General features: G+C 49.4%; 16 protein-coding genes. 15 read left to right on the forward strand and 1 reads right to left on the reverse strand.

Translation table 11 applies throughout. From position 1 onward, the window contains the following. Positions 1-84 precede the first annotated feature (84 nt). Positions 85-2,346: a phosphoenolpyruvate--protein phosphotransferase gene (gene ptsP / locus L1X57_RS11785; protein ID WP_009721778.1), complete on the forward strand. Its 2,262-nt coding sequence runs from the start codon at positions 85-87 to the stop codon at positions 2,344-2,346. Between the two features lie 8 nt (positions 2,347-2,354). On the opposite strand, the gene L1X57_RS11790 is transcribed toward ptsP, so the two are convergent. After that, positions 2,355-3,134, reverse strand: a complete 780-nt coding sequence (locus L1X57_RS11790) for an NRDE family protein (protein ID WP_039868443.1) — start codon at positions 3,132-3,134, stop codon at positions 2,355-2,357. 165 nt (positions 3,135-3,299) lie between these two features. Between L1X57_RS11790 and L1X57_RS11795 the strand changes: the two genes are divergently transcribed. From L1X57_RS11795 to L1X57_RS11860, 14 genes are all read left to right on the forward strand, one after another. After that, positions 3,300-4,466, forward strand: coding sequence for a response regulator (locus L1X57_RS11795; protein WP_009721780.1), 1,167 nt, complete (start codon positions 3,300-3,302; stop codon positions 4,464-4,466). Then, complete coding sequence (locus L1X57_RS11800) at positions 4,463-5,260, forward strand: sulfite exporter TauE/SafE family protein (protein ID WP_009721781.1); 798 nt, start codon at positions 4,463-4,465, stop codon at positions 5,258-5,260. The genes L1X57_RS11795 and L1X57_RS11800 overlap by 4 nt, the downstream gene beginning before the upstream one ends. A 49-nt stretch (positions 5,261-5,309) precedes the next feature. Next, complete coding sequence (gene lgt, locus L1X57_RS11805) at positions 5,310-6,098, forward strand: prolipoprotein diacylglyceryl transferase (protein WP_009721782.1); 789 nt, start codon at positions 5,310-5,312, stop codon at positions 6,096-6,098. A gap of 332 nt (positions 6,099-6,430) precedes the next feature. Then, complete coding sequence (locus tag L1X57_RS11810) at positions 6,431-7,204, forward strand: thymidylate synthase (RefSeq protein WP_234668056.1); 774 nt, start codon at positions 6,431-6,433, stop codon at positions 7,202-7,204. After that, the gene (locus tag L1X57_RS11815; RefSeq protein WP_009721785.1) at positions 7,201-7,740 is read left to right on the forward strand and encodes a dihydrofolate reductase; all 540 of its coding nucleotides are present in this window, start codon (positions 7,201-7,203) and stop codon (positions 7,738-7,740) included. Before L1X57_RS11810 ends, L1X57_RS11815 begins: the two co-directional genes overlap by 4 nt. Before the next feature lie 22 nt (positions 7,741-7,762). After that, positions 7,763-8,686, forward strand: coding sequence for a ProQ/FINO family protein (locus L1X57_RS11820; RefSeq protein ID WP_009721786.1), 924 nt, complete (start codon positions 7,763-7,765; stop codon positions 8,684-8,686). Between the two features lie 263 nt (positions 8,687-8,949). Continuing rightward, complete coding sequence (locus tag L1X57_RS11825) at positions 8,950-10,035, forward strand: porin (protein ID WP_009721787.1); 1,086 nt, start codon at positions 8,950-8,952, stop codon at positions 10,033-10,035. 501 nt (positions 10,036-10,536) lie between these two features. Further along, the gene (locus L1X57_RS11830; RefSeq protein WP_009721788.1) at positions 10,537-11,307 is read left to right on the forward strand and encodes a Wzz/FepE/Etk N-terminal domain-containing protein; all 771 of its coding nucleotides are present in this window, start codon (positions 10,537-10,539) and stop codon (positions 11,305-11,307) included. Positions 11,308-11,309: 2 nt separating this feature from the next. Beyond that, entirely contained in the window at positions 11,310-12,545 is a 1,236-nt protein-coding gene (locus L1X57_RS11835) for a hypothetical protein (protein ID WP_009721789.1), read from the forward strand. Continuing rightward, complete coding sequence (locus L1X57_RS11840; protein WP_009721790.1) at positions 12,542-13,003, forward strand: Oligosaccharide biosynthesis protein Alg14; 462 nt, start codon at positions 12,542-12,544, stop codon at positions 13,001-13,003. Before L1X57_RS11835 ends, L1X57_RS11840 begins: the two co-directional genes overlap by 4 nt. Next, positions 13,000-13,506 (forward strand): glycosyltransferase, encoded by a 507-nt coding sequence (locus tag L1X57_RS11845; RefSeq protein ID WP_009721791.1) that lies wholly within the window; start codon positions 13,000-13,002, stop codon positions 13,504-13,506. The genes L1X57_RS11840 and L1X57_RS11845 overlap by 4 nt, the downstream gene beginning before the upstream one ends. 119 nt (positions 13,507-13,625) lie before the next feature. Further along, entirely contained in the window at positions 13,626-14,624 is a 999-nt protein-coding gene (locus L1X57_RS11850; RefSeq protein WP_234667730.1) for a glycosyltransferase, read from the forward strand. 5 nt (positions 14,625-14,629) lie between these two features. Then, on the forward strand, positions 14,630-16,015 hold the full coding sequence (locus L1X57_RS11855) for an undecaprenyl-phosphate glucose phosphotransferase (RefSeq protein WP_009721793.1): 1,386 nt from the start codon (positions 14,630-14,632) through the stop codon (positions 16,013-16,015). A 130-nt stretch (positions 16,016-16,145) separates the two neighbouring features. Beyond that, entirely contained in the window at positions 16,146-17,417 is a 1,272-nt protein-coding gene (locus L1X57_RS11860; RefSeq protein ID WP_009721794.1) for an O-antigen ligase family protein, read from the forward strand. Positions 17,418-17,459: the final 42 nt, after the last annotated feature.

Below are 17,459 nucleotides of genomic sequence, written 5' to 3' on the forward strand. Positions count from 1 at the left end.
TTTGAAGGAACTGTTCTAAGTAAACAGTGACAGCTGGCCGAAAATCCCTCAGCGAGGCAAATAATAGTGAATAGAAAAACGTCCATGCTTGAGGTGCTGCGACGCGTTATTCAAGAAGTGAATGGCGCAAGAAACCTCGACGCCGCGCTGTCAACGATGGTACGCCGCATACGCAAGGCCATGCAGACTGATGTGTGCTCCTTCTATTTATATGACAAGGAGCTTGAGTCACTCGTATTAATGGAAACGATAGGCCTACGTACTCAAGCGGTAGGTCGCGTCGTGCTACCGCTAGGTGAAGGCCTAGTGGGGTTGGTTGCTAAGCGCAGCGAACCGCTTAACTTAGAAGATGCTCAGTCCCACTCCCACTTCCGCTATTTTGAAGCAACCGGTGAAGAGCGCTATTCCAGCTTCTTGGGGGTGCCGATTATTCATCAGCGCCTCATGTTGGGCGTTTTAGTCGTACAGCAAGCCGAAAAACGTCAGTATGACGATGAAGATGAAGCTTTCCTTGTCACCATGGCTGCCCAGTTGGCAGGCGTACTGGCCCACGCGCTTGCTACCGGCAACCTTTCACGGCCTGCGCTTCCGGGTGGTCAGGCCATGTTTAAAGGCGTGGCGGCTTCCCCAGGTATGTCCATAGGTGAAGCGGTAGTGATTACGCCGCCCGCTGACCTGAACAGCGTACCCGACCTTATTCCCAGCGACCAAGATTACGAAGTTGCACGATTAAAAGAAGCCATTGGCAAAACACGCGATGAAATTCGCGCAGCGGCAGAGCGCTTGGTTAATCGTATTTCTTCCCAAGAGCTGGCGCTATTTGACGTTTATCAGCAAATGCTTGGCGAAGCGGCGCTCTCTGAAGAAGTTGAAAAGCGTATTCGTGAAGGGCAGTGGGCTCCTGGGGCATTAGCCGATGTGGTGCGCCGCCATGTGCAATACCTTGAGCGCGTAGACGACGACTATTTGCGTGAGCGGGCGGCAGATATTCGCGATCTTGGTCGCCGTGTGCTGGCGCATCTTCAAGAAGACACGCCTTCCACGCCAGAAACCTATCCAGAAAACGCCATTTTGGTAGGTGATGAAATTAGCGTTGCCATGCTTGGAGAAGTGCCAAGAGACAAGCTAAAAGGCTTGGTGTCCGTGCGTGGCTCGAGTACCTCACATGTTGCGATTGTAGCCCGCGCCATGGGTATTCCTACGGTACTTGGGATGGTGGATCTCCCGTTGCCGCGCTTAAACGGCGCGCCGGTAGTGCTTGATGGCCACCGGGGGCGGCTATTTGTGCGCCCAGCGCCAGAGCTAAGAACCCGCTACGAAAGCTTGATTGCCGAAGAAACCGCGCTGAGTGAGCTACTGGAGCACGAGCAAGACCTGCCCAGTGAAACGCCAGATGGCCATGCCATGCCGCTAATGGTTAACACCGGTCTGGCGGTTGATGCCTCGGCGTTGCTGAAAAGCCGTATCGGCGGCGTAGGCCTATACCGCACCGAAGTGCCATTTATGATTACCGAGCGCTTCCCCGGTGAGAAAGAACAAATGCGCATGTACCGCGAGCAGTTAGAAGGCTTTTCGCCACTGCCGGTGGTAATGCGAACGCTGGATATCGGCGGCGATAAAGACCTTCCCTATTTTCCCATTGAAGAAGCTAATCCATTCTTGGGCTGGCGGGGAATGCGGGTAACCCTCGATCATCCAGAAGTATTGATGGTGCAGCTGCGTGCCATGCTGAAAGCGTCGCATGATTTGAATAATCTCTACGTGCTCTTCCCGATGATTACCAATGTGGAAGAGGTCGACGAAGCGATTCGTCTGCTGGATCGTGCCATTCTTGAGCTAGGCGAAGAAGGTATTGTTGTCGAACGGCCTAAAGTAGGCGTAATGATTGAAGTGCCTGCGACTATTTATCAAATGGATGCGCTGGCGAAACGGGTCGATTTCTTCTCGGTAGGCAGTAACGACCTTACCCAATATTTGCTCGCGGTAGATCGCAATAATCCTCGCGTCTCTAGCCTGTACGATGCGTTGCACCCAGCGCTGCTAGGCGCGCTGCAAGAGCTCGCTCAGGATGCTACTCGGCTAGAAAAGCCTATATCGCTTTGCGGCGAATTAGCAGGTGACCCCGCTGGTGCGCTGCTATTAATGGCCATGGGATTCACCAGCCTTTCTATGAATGCCCCTAGTTTGCCCCGAGTGCGGGCTGCTATTCGCCGAGTGTCGATGCAAGATGCACAAACGCTGCTTAAAGAGATCATGGATCTGGATACACCAGCATTAGTGCATGAACACCTCAATCAGCGTATGGATGAGTGGCAGCTTTCACACTTAATGCCACCACGAGATTAATGCTGGGGCTAATTGAGTGCTAGGGGGCAGGGTGTTGTCAATGTGGTTTCTCCCTCAAAACGACCGAGTGGTCCAAACCGCTGCTCGGTAATTTTTACCTGCCTCTGGTGGTTTAGCGTTAGCCAAGTGGTTGCCCGGGTGCCGTAATGTTCACCAACAATAAACGCGGAAGAGAGCTGGCGCTCTAGCGTTAAACCCACCCCGGTATCCGGTAGCTGCTCATCAGGTGCGGTTTGCGAATCATGCAGCGCATGCTGCGTCGCGGTCTGCCACTGTTCGTCGGCGCTGTTTAACAAGGCGTCGCGAACCAGGTTCAATTTTGGCCAGGGAGTATTAAGGGTGGCGTTTGACAAGCCATGAACCCCAGGTGGGATTCGGGTAAGTACTACCCCATGACGGCCGCGGTGCAAGTGCCACATGTGGTGTTGTGTGGCAACCAACAGATTAAATCCGGCATAGCGGTGGGCGGTCGTGCGTTCCTGTGCTTTAAGCCATGCCTCTACATCGTTGCTTTGTAAGACGCTCGCAACGAGTTCGCCTCGGCTCGGCGCGTTGGCCGGCGTCGCCAGCGCGGGGTCACGCACATTAGTCAATGCTGCGACAACGCCTTGAGAGTTGGCGGCTAACCATGTACCACCAGCTTCCAAGTCGCGTCCTCCCAGCAAAGCAGGGTACTCTTCCCAATGAGCAAGAGGAGCCGTAGGCCGCTGATGGAACTCATCCCGGTTACCTGCCAAGCGCAATGGTATTGAAGAGCCAGGAGACCAAGAAAAAGTGATTAAGCACATAAATAAGGCTCGCGAATAGTAACAGGAAACCAATCAGCCAGTGTGGTATGACAGTATTGATGCGTAGACATACACTTAACATTAATATAAATATGCTTAGCCATGCTATGGCTGCCAACATGTTAAGGCGTAATATTTAAGAAGCCACCTAGGAAGGCGCACACTATGCAACGCTATCAGCGAGAGCACTTCTGGAATGCGATTGTTTGGCCCACTCTGTGGCCTCTTTTACTCATTCAGGCGGCCCTGGTACTGCTTTGTGTGTTGGTAGGGTTGGTAGTCTGGGGGCTTTCCCCCAGTCAAACAACGTGGAGCACCACCCTATGGCTGACCCTCGCGTTGCTTCTGGGCAGTTGTTTAAACGTTGGCGTTTTTTTGATGCTGGTTAAGAGTCGTGCAAAGCAAAAAGATGCCCGTTTCATGCATGAGCTGGCAGAGCTAGAGCGCCAAGCCGCCAAGTTAGTTAATCGGCAGCCTGATCAGGCTCATGCGCAGGCGAAAGAGTTTGACGAGGAACTACCGCTTAACCGTCTGGCGATAGTCAATCAGTTGTTGGCAGATGTTATACGCGCTGAAGAGGATACCCAGAACCCAGCTTCTTCAAGCGAGCCAGTTAGGCCCGATCAAGCCCTACTCGATGATCTGCATCACCAGCAAAAACAGTTGAAACACCTTATTGCTGGGCGCGACCGTGCGCGGGAAGAGTCACGTTTGAAGTCTGGCTATCTAACGTTACTACAGCGTGAAGCTGACGGATTGTTTGATCATTTAGGCGATATGTTGGAGACGGATTATTCAGAAACATGCCAACAGAATATTACCTATGTGCGTGAACGACTGGCGGATATACGCGCACTGCTTACTAACTTTGTTCAGCAAAGTGTCAATGAAACAGATGTTTATGAACAATCGTTTCCCGTTTCAGATCGCAAGCTGCGTATTTTAGTGGTAGATGATGGTCCCGTTAATTTAATGCTGGCACGTCAAATGCTGGAAACCCAGGGGCTTCAGGTAGATGGCGTCAGTAGTGGCGAGCAGGCCTTAGACTGCCAGCAAATGATTTTTTATGATCTGGTATTTATGGATATTTTTATGCCGACCTTAGATGGGCTAGAAACTGCACGCCGCTGGCGAACTTTCGAACGTCATAGTGGCGGTCAGCGACGCAGTGTCTTGATTGCTCTCACCGCAAACGTTGATAGCGCCGGATATGGCGCTTATAACGCTGCAGGTATGGATGACGTGCTAGCCAAGCCCTACAAACCCGAGACACTACTTAGCATGATTACCAAGTGGGTGCCCGGCGCGAATAACCCGGTGCAAAATAAATGACAGTATTGAGTATTTTAGCAGGGTATTTGTTGCTAGGCGCAGTGGCAGGCACCATGGCCGGTTTGTTTGGAGTAGGGGGCGGTTTAATTATTGTGCCTGCGCTTGTCTTTGCGTTTAGCCTACAAGGGGTTGCTCCTGAAATCACCATGCATCTTGCAGTAGGCACCTCCCTAGCGACGATCGTGGTCACGGGGGCTTCGTCAGCGTTAGGACACTTCCGAAAAGGCAGTATTCATAAACCATGGTTCATGGCGTTGTTGCCCGGACTTATGTTGGGAGCTATCGGTGGTGTATTTATCGCAGACAACCTTTCTGGCACCGTTTTGGGAACGTTATTCGGGGTGTTTGTATTGCTGCTAGCAACCAAAATGGTTTTTGGTCTTTCGCCAAAGCCTGGCAGTACACCACCGGGAAATGTTGCGATGACCATTGCTGGCGGCGTAGTGGGGGCTATATCAGCACTGTTTGGTATTGGGGGAGGCACAATGACAGTGCCTTGGCTTTCACGTTGTGGTGCTAGCATGACCCAAGCGGTGGGAACTTCTGCCGCCTGTGGTTTACCAATAGCGGCGGTTGGGGCGTTAACGTTCATTGTTGTGGGGTGGGGGAATCCGCTTCTTCCTCAATGGACGACTGGCTTTGTCATGTGGCCAGCCTTTATCGGCATTGTGCTAACAAGCGTACCGTTTGCACGGGTTGGAGTTCGTTTGGCTCATGTCCTCTCGGCCACTGTGCTGAGATTTTCATTTGCAACGCTGTTGGCTGTCGTGGGCTTGCGCTTCATATTGGCGTAATTCACTTATGTCACGCTGCTGTTTTTTCCTGTTTGCTTAGAGATTCTCGATGATTAATTACCCAACGATCGACCCTGTAGCGATTTCACTTGGCCCGCTGCAGGTTCATTGGTACGGCTTAATGTATGTGGTGGGGTTTGTTGCGGCATGGTGGCTAGGGTGTAAACGGGCGCCACGTATTGGGCTGACCAAGGATGATATCGGTGACCTGCTCTTTTACTGCGCCATAGGTGTAGTGGTGGGAGGGCGATTAGGATACGCACTGTTTTATGGCCTAGGGCAGTGGGCGGCTGACCCGCTATGGGTGTTCCGCGTATGGGATGGCGGCATGAGTTTCCATGGTGGTTTATTAGGGGTGCTACTTGCCGCATGGCTATTTGCACGCCGTAAACAACTGGCGTTTCTCACCCTCACAGACTTCATTGCTCCGCTGGTGCCGATTGGTTTAGGCGCAGGACGGATTGGTAATTTCATCAACCATGAGCTGCCAGGTCGTGTGACGTCGCTACCCTGGGGCATGCCATTTCCTGGTATGGGACCAGAACCACGCCACCCTTCAGCGCTTTACGAAGCCGTCCTGGAAGGTGTCGTACTGTTTGCCATTCTGTGGTGGGTATCTGCCAAGCCACGAGCCAGAGGATTTGTCTCAGGCTTGTTCCTGTTAGGCTACGGCGTCTTCCGCTTTATAGTTGAATTTGTACGTATGCCGGATGCCCACATTGGCTATCTCGCTTTCGGCTGGTTCACCATGGGTATGCTGCTGACGCTCCCGATGATCGCCTTGGGCCTTGCTTTCATTGCTTGGTCGCGTAATCAACCCATCGATGCCAAGGTGTAGCGCGTTGCAAGGCGCAGCGCACCAGCGATGGTGCGCCAGCGCGAAACGGCGCTGTTATTAAGCAAGGCGGCTGTCGCCGTTGCTGGTGACTCATTTGCTCGCTCCCCACAAGACTTGTTACACCGCGCTACGATAATCGCAATAGATTGACGTTAAAGGTTTTGTAGCGCGTGGTAAGCGAAGCGCACCCGCGAAGGAGGCCTAATTAGGCTCGACCTACCCCCCTATACCAGCCTAGAATACCCACCTACATTGCCTGTTAATCTGGAATTTCTGTGACTGCAATAACGTCCACGCCGAAAGAAGCGCTTGAACAGCCATATCTCGACCTAATGCGCACCGTGCTGGAGCAGGGCATTGACCGGAATGACCGCACTGGCGTTGGTACGCGTTCAGTGTTTGGTCATCAAATGCGTTTCGATCTCTCTCAAGGCTTTCCGCTGTTAACCACTAAAAAACTGCATCTGCGCTCTATTATTCATGAGCTGCTGTGGTTTCTTAAAGGTGATACCAATATCGGGTATCTCAAAGAAAATGGCGTGCGCATCTGGGACGACTGGGCCGACGAAAACGGTAATCTTGGTCCTGTTTATGGCTACCAGTGGCGCAGCTGGCCGAATCCCAATGGCGGTAGCGTCGACCAGATTTCTAACGTGTTAGAGCAAATTCGTACCACGCCTCAATCGCGGCGACTGATTGTTTCAGCCTGGAATCCAGGTCAAGTCGATGAAATGAAACTGCCGCCTTGCCACTGTTTATTTCAATTTTATGTGGCCAATGGGCGTCTCTCGTGTCAGCTTTACCAACGCAGTGCAGATATCTTTTTAGGCGTGCCGTTTAATATTGCAAGCTATGCGTTATTGCTCAGTATGGTGGCTCAAGTAACCGGCCTAGAGCCTGGCGAGTTTGTGCATACGCTGGGTGATGCCCATCTTTACAGCAACCACTTAGAGCAGGCCCAGGAGCAGTTGAGCCGCACGCCTAAAGCGTCGCCACGTTTGGTGCTTAACCCCCAGGTAACCAATTTGTTCGATTTCACCTTTGACGATATCCACATCGAAGATTATGAATCGCACCCCCATATCAAAGCGGAGGTGGCGGTATGAGCCAGCAGCAAAATGCTTATGACCCCCTGGTGCCAATAGCGATGATTGTGGCGATGGCCAAAAACCGGGTGATTGGTGTAGACGGTAAGCTGCCTTGGTATCTACCTGAAGATCTAAAGTTCTTCAAGCGCATGACCCAGGCCAAGCCGCTCGTCATGGGGCGCAAAACCTATGCGTCGATAGGCAGGCCGTTGCCTAATCGGCTCAATATTGTGGTAACCCGTGATACAAACTTTGCCGCCGAGGGCGTGCGGATTTGTCATGAGCTACCAGCAGCATTGGCATTAGCCGACCAACAGGCCACCATTGAAGCCGCCGAAGAAATCATGGTGATGGGAGGAGGAGAAATTTATCGGCAAGCGCTTCCCCATGCCCAGCGGCTTTATATTACTGAAGTGGATATTGAAGTCGACGGTGATGCCGTTTTTCCAGAATTCTCAATGGAAGAGTGGCAGGAAGTTCAGCGTGTAGCGGGCAAGCCAGCGGAAGGGCAGCCCCAATACGACTTTGTAGTTTATGAGCGGATCGCCGACTGATCAGCGCAAAGGAGGAGGGGGTATGGCCGAAACAACAGTGCTGGATCTGTTAGAAACATTAGAAACGCACCTTGAACAGACCAAGGCCAAACTGAACGCGTTGCGTGAAGAGAACGCAATGCTAAAACGGCAGTTGGCTGATCAGGTGCCACAGAGCCAGCCGTCTTCGCAGCCGTTACACAGCCCATCCCAGCCTGATCCCTTTATCGCTGAACCATTGGCAGAAGATGCAAGGCCTTCCTCAGAATTACCCGACACACAGGTAACTAGCGAAGCCGCTGCCGCAGAAGCATCGCTTATAGGGGCTGTATCTGTAGAGAAAATACCAGATGACAAGGTAGTCACAGATAAAGTAACTATAGATAAAGTAATTACAGATAAAGTAGCTACAGAATCCGTCATTGCAGAGAAGGGAACTGCAGAACCAGCACCGCAACCGCCTTCTCCCCAAGCGCTTTTGCGCCAGTGGTATAAACGCTATCCGCACGCGTTTTTCACTGGACATACTAAACCGCTAAAAGTGGGCATTCATCAGGATTTAGCTCAATGTGAACCCTGGTCGGGGAAATTAATTCGCCGAGCACTAGCAAACTATGTAAATCTGCCACGTTATGTGAAATCCATGCGAGAAGGGGCTGAGCGAATTGATTTAGATGGAAACCCGGCAGGCAAAGTCGATAAAGAAGCGGCGCGACATGCCAGTGAGCGGCGAAAAGATAAGCAAGACAGCAATCCATCAAAACAAGCGCCGCCTTCAGAAAATAGAAAGCCGCGACAGCCATCAAGACAAACACCCCAAAAAGTACCAAACAATCCTGGCTCCACGCCGGAGAAAGTAGGTGTGCAGGGCGGCAGGGGGGATACGATGGAAAAAGCTAAAACAGCAGAGCCGCTTAGTTTAGAAGATAAATTAAGAGGACTTCAGCAAAAATTTACCGGCCGCTGAGACCTGCCAGTTGCCCATGGGTTCCTTAAAAAAATGCAAATCGTAAAAAAACACTGTTTTTTTCTATTGCGTTCACTGGAATCCCAGTATAGAGTTTGACCTGCGAGCATTGGACTATAACAAGGCTTAGTTGAGGACATGCCGCATACCACCGGGAAAAACCGGAGGATGGCATAAAGAGCATGGCCCGCAAGCCAGCTGCAGACTTCACGATAAGTTTGCGGTAACGATCGAAACAGTAAGCTAGTTAAGGAACCTACATCATGAAAAAGACACTTTTAGCGACTGCTATCATTGGCGCCCTCGGTGCCTCTGCTGCCGCTCAAGCAGCTACCGTTTATGACCAAGACGGCACCAAACTTGATGTCTATGGCCGTATCGCCATGGGTATCGCTGGTGGCGGCCCCGAGTTTGATGACGATGGCGCCAAAATTGACAACAGCGAAGAGTTCGTTGACGTCTATTCTCGTCTTGGCCTGCGCATGAGCCACGAAGTTAACTCTGACCTGACCGCTTTCGGTCGTCTAGAGTGGCGCTTCAAGGGTGACGAGCGTTACACCGAGTCTGGCTTCACTGAAATTCGTCAGAGCTACCTGGGCCTACAAAGCAAGCAGTACGGTACCATTCAAGGCGGCAACTTCGACAGTTTCTACAACCAGTTTGTTTCTCTGCCGTTCGATGTTTACATCGACCGTGGCTTAGAATTCGCTGGTCACCCGAAACAGTCGCGTGGCGACTCAATCGGTTACTACACGCCTGATCTAGAAGGCTGGACAGCCTTCCTGCAGCTGAAACACTACAGCGAGCGCGGCCGTTTTGAAGATGTGCCTGGTGGCGCTACTGGTGTACGTGAAGAAGGCAACGTAGTTGCTGCACAAGGTGGCGTACGCTACGAGCAAGGCCCGATCACTGTAGGTCTTGGCTTCGTTGACGACGTTGAGCGTGGCGGCGGTAACGGCGAAATCCTGGGTGGTTTGATCGGTTCTTACGCAGTAAACGATCAGCTGTCAGTTCGTCTGGGTTACGAAGGTCGTGAAAACAACGAAGACCTACGTCTTCGTGAAAACGGCTACGACAAAGTTGGTATTGGTGCAACTTACACCACAGGTCCTTGGGCATTCGCTGGTGATTACTACCACGTCAGCCGCGACGGCATCAATCCTGAAGGCGAGAAGAACGGCGACAGCAACGCATGGGCTTTGGGTTCTTACTACAAAGTTTCCAGCGCGTTTGACGTTTTCGTAGAAGTTGCTGATGGCGACGCACCGTCTATCAATCGTGACGAAACTACTCTGAGCGATCTGACTGACAACGTTTATTGGCTGACAGGCGCGCGTTACCACTTCTAAGCTTGGCTCAAGCCATGTTTAGCAGGTAACCCCTGTTAGTTAAAATAGAACCGGCCTCATTACGAGGCCGGTTTTTTTATGGTCTTAATACGCCAATCCGAAAAGAGCCTTTGCGCCTGCCGCTGAGTGTTAAACTGCAGTGTAGAATAGATGGTTGTGATAGGGCGTTCTCATGAAAAGTATTAAAATTTGAGGTCGCGGCTAAGCGTATTTTGAACCAAAATGAAGAAAGTCGGGGTAAACCTTAGCTACGTTGAGTTACATAGCTGCTAGCAAACAGGTATGATAACCCTAGAAATTAGCAGTATTTATACCGCAAAAAAATAAGAGGATGAGTGAGCAAGATGTTGGCACCATCGTTCACAAGCACCCAGCGCAACAGTTAAAAAATATAGAAAAAATGAGTGCGTAGTAAGTCAATGTCGATAATTAGTGGTTAGAAATAATAATCATTACACATAAGTGGTATTTAAAAGCTCCATGAGGAATGAGAGAGAGTGTATGGATAGCAACGATGCGGGTAAGGCTGAAAATATAACACTGGTTGACTTTGTGGTGCTCTTGCTCCGACAGTGGAAGGTAATGTTTAGCTGTATAGTTATAGTGCTATTGATTACTGTTTTAGTTATATTTTTAAAGCCAGTTAAGTATGAATTTACAACAATGTATAGCGTCGCTTCCTATGAAACAGTTGAAGGGGTGAAGAGAGGGTTGGAAACGCCTGAGGAAGTTATTGCAAAAGTTAATAATGTTTTTTTAGAGCAGCAGCAACGTAACATGTTGTCAGATAGCAGTGTTTTAGAGCTGCCTTTTGAAGTTAGTGTTAACAATCCGAGAAATACTCTACTGCTAAGAGTGACCAGTTTGTCAGAGGACGAGCATCAACCGCTTATTGAGCGCTTTCATGATGGCCTTGTTCAAGCGATAGAAAACGATCAAAGTAATTTAGTCAATACGCTAAAGAATAATCTTCAATATCAGTTTGAAGCATACTCAGAAGCATTAGAGGCTGCTCGCACTAGCAGTAGTGAAACTGCTGGTGAGCTTGAGGCGGCCTATTTTGAAAAGGTGTTTCTGCTAGAGCGCCGGATTGACAGTATTAATGAAGGCGACGCATCTCAGCTGGCAGTGAGAGGCCTGGAGCCTGTTGGGTTGGGCAGGAGCTTTATTATGGCAGTAGGCCTGTTGCTGGCGTTTCTATTTGCACCTATTGCTGCGGTAATGAGCATTTTTGTGAAAAAAGTGCGCGTTGCCTATCAACGTGGCGATTAGCCATGGATGTAAAGGTTAAAACCTGTCTCGATATCACGTTGTTGATATTTTTGATGCTATGGCCAGCCGTAGATACCTTAAATGGCTACTTCCATTACCAGGAGGTGGCAATGCCGAGTATATCTGCTCCCTATAAAGCCTTGGGCTTCATAGGTGTTGTGCTTATGTTGCTGGTGTATCATCCCTGGCGTTTTTTTCAACTGCTGATCATGATCGCGTTGTTAGTAGCCAGCATTGCTTACCAAATGTTTGTTTACGGTGCGGCAACGGAAAGCACTACTTGGGCTGTAAGAGGGCTTTTGACGCTTGCTCTGCTGTTTTATCTAATAGGCGAAAGTGCTAACGGCAGCTTTTGGAGTGGAGAAAAGATAGCCGCGCTGATGCTTATTTATTTTGTTGCTATGGCGGCGAACGTCACTCTGGGTGTTTTTGGTGTAGGGGAATCTCAGTACGCAGGCGGAATAGGTGGCAAGGGCTTTATTATTGCTGGTAATGAAATGAGCTATTTAATGCTCGCTTCAGCAAGTATCGTTCTTTTTTATATCGCCGAAAATAAAAACGTTTGGGTGCTATCTAGTGTATTTCTGGTGCTACTGTTTTTTTTCCTTATGAAAGCCACTAAAGTTGCCATGATTGGGATTTGTCTTGCCTATTTATATGCTTTGATTCACGGCGGTTACTTTAATGTAAAACGTATTCCTGTCATTTATATATTAGGCCTGGGCGGTGCGTTTGCTATGTCAGTGCTGGGTTATCAGTTTATTCAAGCAACTGGCTTGCTTGATCGAATTATATATCTTTATAGCCTGCATGGCGGTATCTGGGGAGCGCTGCTTAGTGGTCGCGTCACCTTCTTACAAGATGCCTTTAGCCAAGTGATTATCGATTTCAGTTTTCTTGATGTGTTTTTCGGAGTTGGTGTAGATCATCTGTTGGCAGTTAGGGGGTCATTAGTCGAGATTGATTTAGTCGATGTGTTCATTGCCTTTGGTATTGTGGGTCCTCTCGTTTTTTACTTCCCGTGGTTATTAGTGCTTAAGTGGTCCAGTCAGTTGTTTGCTAGCAGTCCAAAAGATAGCGTTTGCTTTATGCTGCTTGCTATTACGTTGATAGGGGTCAGCTTAACCGCAGGGCATGTTGTAAATTCTGGTATCGCATCTAGTGCTACCGCTTTTTTAGTCAGTTATGTCTATAGGGTGAAAGAGAAGCGTGCCTCGTTTCAAGGAGAAGGTAAATGAGAATTTTGATGGTGGCTTCTTTTGGCGGTCATTTTATACAGCTTAAACGTTTGTATAAACAAATAAAGGGTGAAGCGAATGACGGTAATACGTCGTTCGTTTTCGCAGTAACTGAACAAGATGTACAGGTTGATGATGTAAATGCGCTCTATTTCACGAATGTGCACCGCGATAGCGGTATATGGAAAATTCTAGGTGCCTTTCGCCAGGCATCAACACTGCTAAAGCAAGCTAAACCAGATGTTGTTATTTCAACGGGTGCACTGCCGGGGCTTATTGTTTGTTTTGTGGCTAAATTAAAAGGTAAGAAAGTTATTTGGCTCGATAGTATGGCAAATTATCAAAAGCTGTCTTTTTCAGGAAATATTGCAAAATTTTTCTGTGACGTATGCCTAACACAGTGGGAACACCTAGCCACGAACGACAAGCGCGTTGGCTACTGGGGGAAGGTATTATGATTTTTATCACAGTAGGTACCCAGCTGCCTTTTGATAGATTGCTTGAATATTTTGAAGAGTGGCGCACAGACGTGGGCTACTCAGGCAAGGTTGTTGCTCAAATAGGTGAAGATAGCCACTTCAGCAGCCCCTCGATAGAAATTTTTAAAACATTATCGAGTGAGCAGTACTACCACTGGTTCTGTCAGGCTGAAGGGATAGTGTCTCATACAGGCATGGGCAGTATCTTGTCATGCCTCGACCATGATAAGCGAGGCGTATTCCTGCCGCGTCAATACGCATTAGGCGAGCATCGAAACGACCATCAGCTAGATACTGCTCAAGCTTTCAGTGGAAAGTATCCCACACTCGAATTTTGTGCGGATAAAGCAGCCTTCTTCAGTGCGTTAAACAAGCTTATTGATAGGCGCGACCCACAAGAAGCATTGGTAGATCAAGAGAGCAGCAGCGAGCTAGGCGATAATATTGCGACATACCTTGGCATAAAGGGAGCGCTGTTGTGAGCCATGTCTTGATTTGGACTAATATGTATCCATCCGAGTCAGCGCCGCACTACGGCACATTTGTGCGCTCAACCGAGCAGGCATGGAGAAAAGCGCTCGGTGATAAAAATGTCGAGCTAGTGGCTATTAAAGACAAGCCCTCCGGAGCACTAAGCAAAATCAAGCTTTATGCAGGCCTGCTAAGCAGATGCTGTGTGTCACTTTTTAAGCAGCCAACTGGAACTGTGCTCGAAGTGCATTACCCAGTCTACTTTCTGCCTATCTTGTATTTAGCGAGTTTGTTGAAGGCCAAGCGCTTTTATATCGTGCTTCGTTTCCATGGTACTGACCTAGACCAAATCATGCAGTCGTCACTGTTTCGTATGCTTTTTCGTCGCATACAAAAAAGGATTGACCTGTGTGTCGCCCCTTCAGGATACTTTCGCCAAAAGCTAAGTCATGAGCTTCAGATTCCCATTGAACGGGTCATTAAAGTTTACCCAGATAACATTGGGGAAGAGTTTGTTGCCGCCAGTAGTGAGCTTAATATCAGAGCAGAAGATTTTTTTACAATTGGCTGCGTCTCAAGGTTGGAGCCCAATAAGAACTGCCAAGAATTACTCCAGGCCTTTGCGGAGTTAACAATACCCAACAAACGTTTGGTGATGATCGGTGACGGCTCTCAGCGTGATGCGTTAGAGGCGTTAGCAGATCAGCTCAGCGTAAGGGAGTTGGTAACCTTTACAGGGGCGCTTCCCCGCACAAAACTTCCGAGTGAAATCGCCCAGTTTTCCGTATTTGTATTTCCTTCTGTTAAAGAAAGTTTTGGTTTAGTCGCTGTAGAGGCACTCGCGTGCGGCGTACCCGTGATTGCTAATGCCAAGCTTCACGCGGCAAAAGAGTATTTAGAAGAAGCGAGAAATGGCTACTTTTATCACAATGGAAAAGAGGGGCTGCAAGAAGCCATAGAAGCATTTTATGCACTACCACCTGCTCAGCGTTCGGTGTTATCAGAGCAGGCCTCCTTGGTGGGCAAGCAATTTAATTACGAACAGGTCTTCACTCAAGGCGTAAGTCAAATTCTGGATAGGCAGCAGGGCGATATAGCCGATGATGAACAAACACGTGGCAGGAGATAACAACGATGGGTAATCCAAAAACAATGACGTTTTCGGAGCGTTACCCACCGCAGGTGGTATTTCCGTTTTTTGATGTGTTCGCCATTTTTGTGGGCGGTTGGCTGGCACATCTCATGCGCTTTGGCTCGTTTCAGCTTCATGAGCGGTATGTGTTGGCGTTAATCTGCATTGCTTTATTGGTGTTAGTGATCAACAGCATGTCAGAGAGCTATAAACGTTGGCGAATCACGCCCGTTTATCACATGTTGGCAAAACTCTTGTTGGTCTGGTTAGCCGTTGGAATTACCGCCGCATCATTAATCTATTTCGCTCACGCCGCAGAGCGTTACTCAAGGCTGTGGATAGGGTTAACGCTAGTGGCGTCTTTTCTAATGGCGGGCGGGGCGCGGTTGCTGGTTCAGTTAGGGCTGCGGCACGTGCGTTTGCGAGGTGGTGCGCGTCGGCCAGTATTTCTAATTGGGCCAAGTCAAAACGTACTCGATGTTGCCAAAGGGATTCGTAGTGCCTCTTGGGAAGGCCATACTATTGCCGGTGTTGAGCGTATTAAAGCGCCACTTAATGATGTCTGTATAGATCGCATTGCGCGACGTATCAATGAATCTAGCGCTCGGGAAGTGTGGATCTGCGTGCCCTTTGAAATGGGTGAAACGGTGCGAGCACTGTTTTACGCGCTGCGTAATCACACCGCGGAAGTGCGTTTTATTCCCGCTTTTCAAGATATGCATCTGCTGAATCATCGCATGTCGGAAGTGGCAGGCCATTACGCCATCGATTTAAGCGTTTCCCCAATGAGTGGCATGTCACGCTTTATCAAGCGTTCTGAAGATGTTGTGATCGGGTCGTTAATTTCCCTGCTTATATTGCCGGTATGTGCGGCGATTGCGTTAGCCATTAAGCTCACATCTCCGGGGCCGGTGCTTTTCAAGCAGTATCGAGAAGGCTCCAATGGGCGACACTTTAAAGTCTATAAATTCCGCTCTATGCACGTGCACAATGAAAATAATGGGCAGGTCACCCAGGCGAAGAAAAACGATAGCCGTATTACCAAAATTGGTGCGTTTTTAAGGCGCACATCGTTAGATGAGTTGCCGCAGTTTTTCAATGTGCTGCAGGGGCGAATGTCGATAGTTGGGCCGCGCCCTCACGCATTAGCTCATAACGAGCAGTATAAAGAGCTGGTTGAGTCTTATATGCGACGCCATAAGGTAAAGCCTGGCATTACTGGCTGGGCACAGGTCAACGGGTTGCGGGGGGAAACGGACACCCTGCAAAAAATGCAGCGGCGCGTCGAGTATGATCTTTGGTACATCGATAACTGGTCTTTATGGCTGGATCTAAAGATCATTGTAATGACTGTTTTTAAAGGTTTTATCAATAAAAACGCCTACTAACAAAATGATATAAAGTACGCTTTTCAAGGTGATGGTTGGCTCGACAGTATAAGCCCTGTAATAATGTAAGCCCGTGTGAAGGCTTATCGGCTTTTGCGAGTGTTCAACAGTCATTAGGAACCTTGCTTTGATGGTGTCTCAAAATTCGCCTGCAAACGGCACACTATACACGCCACACTGGTTAACTAGTGTGGCGATTTTTCTGTTAGGAGCCTTGTCGCTGGTGATCCCTAGTGGCTATTCGCTGGGGGCTGTGGTTCTGTTTTTCGCGGGCGTTGGTCTTTTGGTAATGAGGCGTTTGCCGCAGTTCACCGCCCAAGATCGATGGGTCATCGCCGCTTTAATGGCCTATGCACTGGTTAGCCTGGCTGAGGTCTGGTGGGATGCACAAGGCAGTAGGGGGATCGATAAACCCATTCGTTTTATACTCGCCGTCCCTGCGCTGTGGTGGGTAATTGCCCACCCTCCTAAACTCGCTTTTTTATGGGGAGGGATCGCTGTTGGGGCGATATCTGCTGGCAGTTGGGCAGGGTGGCAAAAGTTATTTGAAGGCGTTTCGCGCGCAGGAGGCCACACCCACGTTATCCAATTTGGCAACCTAAGTATGTTGTTAGGGGTGCTTTGTTTAGCAGGGCTTGGGTGGGCAGTTGTTCAGCGTCAGCGCAACGGATGGGTGGCTTTCATGCTGCTGGGGGCGATGGGCGGCATACTAGGCTCGCTATTTTCAGGCAGCCGAGGTGGCTGGGTAGGTTTTCCTATCGTGTTACTGGTGCTATATCGCGCTTACGGAACAGGGCTTTCACCGAAGCTAAAAGTAGCGGCTATTGTGGCAGTATTAACCGCTGGTATCGCCGTCTACGCAGTGCCACAGCTTGGTGTGCAAAGTCGTGTTCATCAAGCGGTTAGTGATGTCAATTTGTATATCTCAGGCGAGAACCGCGCTACCTCGGTGGGGTCTAGGTTTGAAATGTGGCGTGGTGCAACGCTGCTAATTCAAGAGAAACCGTTGGTAGGTTGGGGAAGTAACGGCTACGAGCAAGCGATGGCGGCGCTGGGGGAGAAGGGCGTTATTAATCAAGAAGCCGCTCAGTACGGCCATGCGCACAATGAATTTATTGACGCCTTTGCCAAGCGTGGTTTGATTGGCCTGTTTGTTTTGTTAGCGCTATACATTATCCCTATGCGACTGTTTGCCAAGCAGATAAAAGCCGATAACTTAGCAGTTCGTGCCATTGCTACCGCTGGGGTGCTGCTGCCAGTCACCTATATCGACTTTGGCCTATCTCAAGCGTTCCTGACGCATAACAGCGGTGTAATGATGTATGCTTTTTTACTAGCCTCGTTTTGGGGTATCTATGCAAACCTTACGAGGGAAGCTAATCCTGCTATGAGTCAAAGTTGATTTTTAAGTTGTTGATCCCGTGATGAAAAAAGCCAGCTTTCA

The organism is Halomonas sp. TD01 (genome assembly GCF_923868895.1).
Classification (GTDB): Bacteria; Pseudomonadota; Gammaproteobacteria; order Pseudomonadales; family Halomonadaceae; genus Vreelandella.